This is a genomic window from Microbacterium sp. NPDC076895, assembly GCF_040687115.1.
Classification (GTDB): domain Bacteria; phylum Actinomycetota; class Actinomycetes; order Actinomycetales; family Microbacteriaceae; genus Microbacterium.
Genome location: NZ_JBFBMQ010000005.1, coordinates 202,245 through 211,044, shown reverse-complemented (window position 1 = coordinate 211,044; position 8,800 = coordinate 202,245). Strand labels below are relative to the sequence as shown.

Genomic DNA, 8,800 nt, shown 5'->3' with positions numbered 1-8,800 from the left:
ACTCGTCCGTGTAGTTCTTCCTAGCCATCCCTTGGATTCTCGCTTCCCCAGCATCGTGCTGGAATCAGCGTGTCCAAGATCAGGGGTCAAGCGCCTTGGTTGATCCCGTCGCCCACGGCTGATCTGGTTTCTTTTGGCTAGCCACAGCACGGGAGCAGTACAGCGCGGGGCACGCCGCCCAACAGCACGATTGGGTTGATGTACTCGCCATTCCAGCGCACGCCGAAGTGCACTGCTCCGACGGGGGTGTGGCCGCCCTCGCTCACGACACCGACATCTTCGCCTCGCGCGACGCGGTCACCTGTCGACAGGGATGAGGTCACGGGCTCCAGCGTCGTCACGAGCCCGTTTCCGTGGTCGATCGTGATCACATCCCGATCGACCACGCGACCGGAGAACTGCACGACGCCTGGCGCCGGCGAACGGACGGTTCGGACGCCGAACAGCGCCAGATCGACACCACGGTGACCTGGCCCGTAGCGATGCGCCGGTGCGACGTATGCGGTGAGGATGCGAAACCCCGACACCGGCCAAACCCAGTCATCCGCCACCAGCGCTGGGTCCGGCGATCGCATCGTGTGTGTGTCCGCTGCGATCGCTGGCGCAGCCGACGCAGGGACGGATGCTCCCAGTGCGACCGTAAGAGTAAGCGCGAGGACGGTGGGCAGAACGAGTCGAGAGGGGGACATGTCAGTCAGCATTCACGCTGCGCTGATGGCCTCGGGCTGCCGGTGCCGCGCCGGGGGACAGGCACCGGCGGGAGTAGGGCTGGGGAGGAGACCGCGAGTCGAGGTAGTGCACTTCTCGCGTCAACGCATCGCGTATCTCGCGGATGCTCTCGCTGGTACACTGGGAGGGCATCCCGATCTCGGGGTGACTTCGCGTGCCTACAGCCTGGCTATCTGTCAGGTGGCACGACTTCCATCGGTCTGAGCTCACCAGAGCACAGCGGAAGCGTGTCGGGCACCAGGATCGTCGGTCGCCGACCGACGAGATCAACCGTAAGAGACGCGGATCCGCGTCAGCAAAGGAGTACGGCCATGGCCGTCGTTACGATTCGCCAGCTGCTCGACAGCGGCGTGCACTTCGGACACCAGACCCGCCGGTGGAACCCGAAAGTCAAGCGCTTCATCCTCACCGAGCGCAGCGGCATCCACATCATCGACCTGCAGCAGTCGCTGACCTACATCGACAAGGCGTACGAGTTCGTGAAGGAGACCGTCGCCCACGGTGGCACGATCCTCTTCGTCGGCACCAAGAAGCAGGCGCAAGAGGTCATCGCCGAGCAGGCGACCCGCGTGGGTCAGCCCTACGTGAACCAGCGGTGGCTCGGTGGCCTCCTCACCAACTTCGTCACCGTCTCCAAGCGGCTTCAGCGCATGAAGGAGCTCGAGGAGCTCAACTACGACGACCCGGCGGCGAGCGGATTCACCAAGAAGGAACTGCTCATCAAGAAGCGCGAGCTCGACAAGCTTCACAAGTCGCTCGGCGGTATTCGTAACCTGCAGAAGACTCCCTCGGCGATCTGGGTCGTCGACGCCAAGCGTGAGCACCTCGCGATCGACGAGGCCAAGAAGCTCGGCATCCCCGTGATCGGCATCCTCGACACCAACGCCGATCCCGACGAGTTCCAGTACCCGATTCCTGGCAACGACGACGCGATCCGCTCTGTTGGCCTGCTCACCCGCATCATCGCGGACGCCGCCGCTGACGGTCTCATCCAGCGCCACCAGCCGGCAGGCGAGGCTGAGGCTGCTGAGCCGCTCGCCGAGTGGGAGCGCGAGCTTCTCGAGCAGGGCGCACCGGTCGTGACCGACGTCGCCGAGGTCGAGACCATCGCGACCGAATCCGAGGCCGACGCGGCTGGCGCGGCCGCGCACGAGACCGTTGCCGGTGACGCGGACGCCGCCGCTGACGCCGAGGCCAAGTAAGCCGATCGACATCGCTCCGGTGGCGCCACTGCGCCACCGGAGCATCCACGAGAACTCACCACGAACAAGGAGCCACCACCCATGGCAAACTTCACGATCGCCGACATCAAGGCGCTGCGCGAGCAGCTGGGCACGGGAATGGTCGACACCAAGAAGGCACTCGAAGAGGCTGACGGCGACGTCGAAAAGGCTGTCGAGATCCTGCGCCTGAAGGGCGCGAAGGGCAACGCGAAGCGTGCCGACCGCTCCACGAGCGAGGGCCTGATCGCGGCCCGCGAGCTGGGCGGTAAGGTCACGCTGATCGAGCTCGCGTGCGAGACTGACTTCGTTGCGAAGAACGACCGCTTCGTCGCTCTGGCAGACAAGGTCGTCGATGCTGCCGCCGCGGCCGGTGCGAACTCTGTCGAGGCTGCCCTGGCTGCTTCCGCGGGCGCGGGAACCGTCGAGCAGCTGATCTCGGACGAGGCAGCGATCATCGGCGAGAAGGTCGAACTTCGCCAGGTGCGGACGATCGAGGGCGAGAAGTTCGAGATCTACCTGCACAAGACCAACAAGGACCTCCCGCCGCAGGTGGGCGTCGTGCTGGCCTACACGGGTGACGACGCAGAGACCGCTCGCGCGCTGGCGCAGCACATCTCCTTCGCCAACCCGTCGTACCTCTCGCGCGATGACGTTCCGGAAGCCGACGTCGAGAAGGAGCGCGAGATCGTCACCGAGATCTCGCGCAACGAGGGCAAGCCCGAGGCTGCACTCCCGAAGATCGTCGAGGGCCGTGTGAACGCCTACTTCAAGCAGGTCGCTCTGCTCGACCAGGACTACGCCCGAGACAACAAGCTCTCGGTCGCCCAGGTGGCGAAGGACGCGGGCCTTACGCTCACAGACTTCGCCCGGTTCAAGGTCGGCGCGTAAGCATCATGTCGAAAGGGTCCGCACCATCCAGTGCGGGCCCTTTCTGATGTGCTTCGGTAGGTTGTAGTCGACAAGAGGAGATGCACGTGGCGGATGAATCGACGGGGCGCCGGCGCGTCCTGCTCAAGCTTTCCGGGGAAGCATTCGGGGGAGGGCAGCTCGGGGTCAATCCCGATGTCGTCAGCCAGATCGCACGCGAGATCGCTGCGGCGGTCGATGAGGTGGAGATTGCCGTCGTCGTCGGTGGCGGTAACTTCTTCCGCGGCGCCGAGCTCAGCCAGCGGGGAATGGACCGTGGTCGGGCGGACTACATGGGGATGCTCGGCACCGTCATGAACGCGCTGGCGCTGCAGGACTTCCTCGAGCAGGCGGGCGCGGCAACCCGCGTTCAGTCAGCGATCTCGATGACCCAGGTCGCGGAGCCATACATTCCGCGCCGTGCTGAACGCCACATGGAGAAGGGGCGCGTTGTGATCTTCGGGGCAGGTGCAGGCCTTCCCTACTTCTCGACCGACACCGTTGCGGCCCAGCGTGCGCTCGAGATCGGTGCGAGCGAGGTTCTCGTCGCAAAGAACGGCGTGGACGGCGTCTACACCGCAGATCCGCGGAAGGATCCGACCGCGACCCGCATCGATCGGATCACGTACCTGGACGCGCTGCAGCGCGGTTTGAAGGTTGTGGACTCGACAGCCTTCAGCCTGTGCATGGACAACGGCATGGACATGCGCGTTTTCGGCATGGAGCCCGAGGGGAACGTCACACGTGCTCTTCTCGGCGAATCCATCGGCACGGTCGTCACGGTCGGCTGAAAGCCTGCCGACTAGACTGTGCAGGTCACACGCAGTAAGGAGTCGCCGTGATCGCGGATGTCTTGACCGATGCCGGAACCCGGATGGATCGTGCAGTGGAGGCCGCGAAGGATGACTTCGCGACCGTTCGCACGGGACGCGCCAACCCGCAGCTGTTCCAGCGGATCATGGTCGACTACTACGGTTCGCCGACCCCCCTCGCCCAGCTTGCATCGCTGAACAATCCGGAGGCGCGCACGCTGGTCATCAATCCCTACGACAAGTCGGCGCTCAAGGCGATCGAGCAGGCGATTCGGGATGCCCCCAACCTCGGCGCGAACCCCACGAACGATGGCACGATCGTGCGCGTCACGATGCCGGAGCTGACCGAAGAGCGGCGCAAGGAGTTCGTGAAGCTCGTGCGCGCGAAGGCTGAGGACGCCAAGGTGCACGTGCGCGGCATCCGTCGTAAGGCCAAGGACGACCTCGACGCGCTCAAGAGCGACATCGGGGAAGACGAGCTTGGTCGCGCCGAGAAAGAGCTCGATGCGCTCACGCGCGCCCACGTCGACCAGATCGACGAGGCGCTCAAGCGCAAAGAAGCTGAGCTTCTCGAGGTGTAACGGTCGACATGACCGATGACCGTTCCGATGCGCGCGTCCCTGGCGATTCTGCCGGAGATGCGGCCGATGATGCCGGCCCTGGCTTCCAGACGCCGATGCGCACCGCGCGAACTGAGTTCGAGCAGCATGTGGCACACGCACGTGCAGAGTTCGAAGAGGCCAACGAGCGCATCAAGAAGCGCACCGGCAGGGACCTGATTCTTGCGATCCTCATCGGTGTGGGGATCGGGGCCGTCGCGCTTCTGTCGCTGATCTTCATCAAGTGGGCCTTCGTCTTTTTGGCTCTGGGAGTCGTCGTTCTCGGCGTTGTCGAGTTCTCGCGTGCGCTGGCAAGTTCTGACCGTCGCATCGATCTGGCTCCCCAGATCGCGGCAGCAGTCGTCGTGCTCGTCTCTGGCGCGTTCCTCGAGCTGTGGCTGCATTGGGTAGCGCTGTTCGCTGCCCTGGCGTTCGTCGTCGTCTGGCGGCTGATCGCTCAGATGGCAGCTGCGGACGGCCGTCCCTACACGGCGGTCACCAGTGATGTGCTCGCGAGCACGTTCGTGGTCTTCTACGTCCCGTTCCTCGCAAGCATGGCGATGGTACTGCTGCGGCAGGATGGCGGCGAGTGGTGGATCATCGCATTCATCGCCGTCGCCGTCGTCGCTGACACCGCGGCTTACGCTGCCGGACTCAGCTTCGGCAAGCATCCGATGGCACCCCGTATCAGCCCGAACAAGACCTGGGAGGGCTTCGCGGGAGCTGTCGTCGGCGCCGTCGTCGCCGGCATCCTGCTCGGGGTCTTCTTGCTGGGTGTGCCGTGGTGGGCCGGCGCTATCTTGGGCGCGGTGATTCTCGGCACCGCCACGACCGGCGACCTTGGCGAGTCGATGGTCAAGCGGGATCTCGGCATCAAAGACATGAGTTCGTGGCTGCCTGGACACGGGGGAGTCCTCGACAGGCTCGATTCGATTCTCCCGTCGGCAACAGCGGCGCTGGCGCTGTACTACCTGTTCGCGCCGTTGGTGGCAGCATGATGTGGTGTTACGGCGTGAGGCTGGTATCCGAATGACGATGACTTCTTCTCCCGAATCGGCAACGCCCGCCGTTCCCGAACCGGCCCGCGCGCTGTTCCCCGTCACACGCGGACGGGTGAAGGGCTACGAGCGCGCCGCGGTCGACAGCTTCCTCTCCCATGCGCGGGATGCCTTCGAGGCTCCGGGCCACCCGTCGATGACCTCGAGCCAGATCCGCGCTGCTGCTTTCCCACTCGCACGTCGCGGTTACGAGATCACGAGTGTCGATGCGGCGCTCACGCGAATCGAGGATGCCTTCGCCCGCCGGGAACGCGATGCTGCCATCGCCCGAGTCGGGACTGATGTCTGGATCGCGCGGACGCGGCGGGACGCGCAGACCGTTCTCGACCGGCTCCAACGGCCGTCTCGTCGTCGCTTCCAGCGAACTGGGGCGCTGCGCTATGGGTATCGGATCGACGAGGTCGACTTCGTCATGAACAAGCTTGCGCGGTATCTCGAGACCGGGAGCGGCGCGACGATCGACCAGGTCCGTGGGGTCGCGTTTCGTATGCAGCGCGGTGGATACCGCGAGGTCCAGGTCGACGCCGTCTTGGATGCTGTCGTCGAGATCATGCTCGCAGTCGAGTGAACCCGCGCGTGGCTCCGGGAGCATGCGCCGCTGGGCCTCGATAGAATCGGGTCATTGTGACCGATGAGAACCGTGGCGACGAGGTAACCGCACGCGCGAGCGCTGAACTTGCCCAGCGGCGTTTCAGCGTGCCGCCCCGGGCTGCGGCAGCCCCGGTCGGACATTGGTCGAAGCGGCGCGGCGTGCTCGCCGTGTTCGCTGCTTTCGCGGCACTGGGCTTCGTTGCGGCGAACGCCGGCCCCAGCGGCATGGCTTTCGCGACCGGCGAGGATGAAGCGCCGGAGGCGGTCTCGCTGTATGCGAGTTCGATCGTCGACGCGCAGTCGATCGTCGTGGATACGGACGCCGAGCCGGTCGCTTTCGATCCGGATCGCGGCAGCTATGAGGTGTACGTCAAGCCCAAGCCCAGTCCGACTCCGGTCGCCGCATCCAGCGGCGGAGCAGCGGCGCCGTTGTTCTACTCGGGTGGTGGCTCACCCGCGGAGTGGATGTCGGCGGCCGGGATCGCCGAGAGCGACTGGGGCTACGTCGACTATGTCGTCTCCCGAGAGAGCGGTTGGAATCCGAACGCTACGAACCGTCGCTCGGGGGCCTGTGGTCTCGTCCAGGCGTTGCCGTGCAGCAAGGTCCCCGGCAGTGGCTACGACCCGGTCGACAACTTGCGGTGGGCTAATGGCTACGCCGTCGGGCGCTACGGCAGCTGGGCCGGCGCTTACAACTTCTGGGTCAATAACCACTGGTGGTGACCGGCGAAGATGCCACGATCTCATCGTCGCCGACCCGAGCCTGCCGGCGATGACGGGCTCGAACGCCTGATCGCGGGCTGGAAGCGAACGGAAGTACGCCGCGGCGTGGAATGGACGGTGCAGCCGGTCTCGGCGGCCCAAGCCACGAAGTCGTATGCGTGCCCCGGGTGCGTCCGCCCTATCGAGCCGGGGACCGCCCACATCGTCGCGTGGCGCGCAGACGGCGTACTCGGTGACGCTGCGGACCTCGCGGCGCGGCGCCATTGGCACTCACATTGCTGGAGGATCAGCTGACATGGAGATTCGCGGACCGATGCTGCTTCCCGCTCGCCGGGAGGAGATTGAGCTTCACACGCAGGACGGCTTGCGGCTGGTCGGTGAACTCGCCCTGCCCGCAGAGCGCGCACCACACGCAACGCTCGTTACCCTGCATCCGCTGCCGACGGCGGGCGGGTTCATGGACTCGCACATCTTCCGCAAGGCTGCGGCACGACTGCCCGCCCTCGCCGATCTTGCCGTGCTCCGGTTCAACACCCGGGGGACGACCTCGCCGCGCGGAACCAGCGATGGCTCCTTCGACGGTGGTGACTCGGAGCGGTGGGATGTCGCGGCGGCGATGTCGTTTGTCGCGGAGCGAGGGTTGCCCCGTCCGTGGATTGTGGGCTGGTCTTTCGGGACGGAGCTCGCGCTGAAATATGCCGCCGATCATGACGTCGAAGGAATCGTGCTGCTGTCGCCGCCGCTGCATCGAACCACCGACGACGAACTCGCGGGGTGGGCCGAAGACCCCCGGCCGATCATCGTGCTCGTTCCGGAATTCGATGACTTCCTCCAGCCAGAGGAGGCGGCGCAACGCTTTTCGGTCATCCCGCACGCCACGCTCATTCCGGTCGAGGGAGGTCGTCATCTCTGGGTGGGCGAGAACCAGACGAGGACGGTTCTGACCGAGATCGTCGCCGCGATCAACCCGGATGCCCTCCCGCTGCCGACGGAGTGGGATGGAGAGCTCGGCGACCCTGCCTGAGGCTCAGCGTTCGTTCTGCCGCGGGATCACGACCTGGCGGTAGATGATCAAGACGCTTGCCGCCGCCGGGATGGCGATCAGGGCGCCGAGGAGCCCGAGAAGCGATCCGCCGGCGAGGGCCGCGACCACCACGACCGCGCCGGGGATCGCGACGGCGCGACTCATGATGCGAGGCGAGATGACGTAGGCCTCGAGCTGCATGTAGATGAGGTAGTAGATCGCGGCGATGAGCGCGATCGTGGGCGATCCAAGGCCCGGGATCAGACAGGTCAGCACGATGATCGTCGAACCGGTGAGCGTGCCAACGAGCGGGATGAGCGAGAACAGCAGGGCCACAACGGCGAGCACTGCCGGGAAAGGTGCCTCGATGATGCTGAGGAAGATCCAGCTCAAGATGCCGTTGATGACACCAAGGCTGACCTGTCCGATCACGTAGTAGCCGACCGAATCGGTGATCTGCTCTGCGAGATCGACGAACCGCTGCCGCTTGGATGCTGCGACGAGCTGGTACACCGCCTTCTTGAGCGAGGGGATCGAGGCGGTGAAGTAAATCGTCAGGATCAGCACGATGAACGCGCCGAACAGTCCGCTCGCGATCGTCGCGCCTATCGCGAGGATGTTGCCGCCGATCGATCCACCGATGGACGCGAAGTCCAGTCCCTCGAGCCACTGCAGAATGTAGGCGAACACGATGTCCCAGTCGAGCATCGGGAACACGGACTTAAGCCAGGTTTGCAGCTCATCCGGCCACGACGGGTTCTGCAGAATACGGGTGACCTCGATGACGAGCTGCGTGATCTGTTCCACGATGATCGGGAGCACCATCAGGATGACGCCGGCGAAGATGCCGAGCACCACGACGATGGTGATGAGAACTGCAGCCCACCGGGGCACGCGGCGGCGAATCAGCCACGAGACCATCGGTTCGAGGCCGAGCGCGAGAAACAGCGCGGTGCCGACGTAGAGCAGGATCGTCGACAGCGTCTGCACACTGGCGATGAGCAGGAGTCCGAGGCCCACGCCGAGGGTCGCGACGAATGCGACGCGGAAGGGGTTCTGCAGCTTCACGGCACCTCGTTCTCTCTGGCGCGACCCGCCTGGCGATCAGAATACGCATAGCTGCGCACAAGACGGT

The 8,800-nt window shown here is 65.2% G+C and carries 11 protein-coding genes; 9 read left to right on the top strand and 2 right to left on the bottom strand.

Going from position 1 to position 8,800, the window contains the following annotated elements; all coding sequences use genetic code 11:
* Nucleotides 1-137: 137 nt before the first annotated feature.
* The gene (locus tag AB0O89_RS06575; RefSeq protein ID WP_363495336.1) at nucleotides 138-689 is read right to left on the bottom strand and encodes a M23 family metallopeptidase; all 552 of its coding nucleotides are present in this window, start codon (nucleotides 687-689) and stop codon (nucleotides 138-140) included.
* Nucleotides 690-1,040: 351 nt separating this feature from the next.
* Here AB0O89_RS06575 and rpsB point away from each other — a divergent pair, with 351 nt between their 5' ends.
* The 9 genes from rpsB (at nucleotide 1,041) to AB0O89_RS06530 (ending at nucleotide 7,665) form a co-directional block, all read left to right on the top strand.
* Nucleotides 1,041-1,931, top strand: coding sequence for a 30S ribosomal protein S2 (gene rpsB, locus AB0O89_RS06570; RefSeq protein ID WP_363495333.1), 891 nt, complete (start codon nucleotides 1,041-1,043; stop codon nucleotides 1,929-1,931).
* An 81-nt stretch (nucleotides 1,932-2,012) separates the two neighbouring features.
* Nucleotides 2,013-2,840 (top strand): translation elongation factor Ts, encoded by an 828-nt coding sequence (gene tsf / locus AB0O89_RS06565; RefSeq protein ID WP_363495329.1) that lies wholly within the window; start codon nucleotides 2,013-2,015, stop codon nucleotides 2,838-2,840.
* A gap of 86 nt (nucleotides 2,841-2,926) precedes the next feature.
* Nucleotides 2,927-3,649, top strand: a complete 723-nt coding sequence (gene pyrH / locus AB0O89_RS06560; RefSeq protein WP_292712555.1) for a UMP kinase — start codon at nucleotides 2,927-2,929, stop codon at nucleotides 3,647-3,649.
* A 47-nt stretch (nucleotides 3,650-3,696) separates the two neighbouring features.
* Entirely contained in the window at nucleotides 3,697-4,251 is a 555-nt protein-coding gene (frr, locus tag AB0O89_RS06555) for a ribosome recycling factor (RefSeq protein ID WP_292712557.1), read from the top strand.
* A gap of 8 nt (nucleotides 4,252-4,259) precedes the next feature.
* Entirely contained in the window at nucleotides 4,260-5,267 is a 1,008-nt protein-coding gene (locus AB0O89_RS06550; protein ID WP_363495324.1) for a phosphatidate cytidylyltransferase, read from the top strand.
* A gap of 37 nt (nucleotides 5,268-5,304) precedes the next feature.
* Complete coding sequence (locus AB0O89_RS06545) at nucleotides 5,305-5,895, top strand: DivIVA domain-containing protein (protein WP_363495356.1); 591 nt, start codon at nucleotides 5,305-5,307, stop codon at nucleotides 5,893-5,895.
* Nucleotides 5,896-5,951: 56 nt separating this feature from the next.
* Nucleotides 5,952-6,641, top strand: coding sequence for a transglycosylase SLT domain-containing protein (locus AB0O89_RS06540; RefSeq protein WP_363495321.1), 690 nt, complete (start codon nucleotides 5,952-5,954; stop codon nucleotides 6,639-6,641).
* Nucleotides 6,642-6,650: 9 nt separating this feature from the next.
* Nucleotides 6,651-6,935, top strand: coding sequence for a hypothetical protein (locus tag AB0O89_RS06535; RefSeq protein WP_228178168.1), 285 nt, complete (start codon nucleotides 6,651-6,653; stop codon nucleotides 6,933-6,935).
* Nucleotide 6,936: 1 nt separating this feature from the next.
* Entirely contained in the window at nucleotides 6,937-7,665 is a 729-nt protein-coding gene (locus AB0O89_RS06530; protein ID WP_363495318.1) for an alpha/beta fold hydrolase, read from the top strand.
* Nucleotides 7,666-7,668: 3 nt separating this feature from the next.
* Here the strand turns inward: AB0O89_RS06530 and AB0O89_RS06525 are convergent, their stop codons facing one another.
* Complete coding sequence (locus tag AB0O89_RS06525; RefSeq protein WP_363495315.1) at nucleotides 7,669-8,733, bottom strand: AI-2E family transporter; 1,065 nt, start codon at nucleotides 8,731-8,733, stop codon at nucleotides 7,669-7,671.
* Nucleotides 8,734-8,800: the final 67 nt, after the last annotated feature.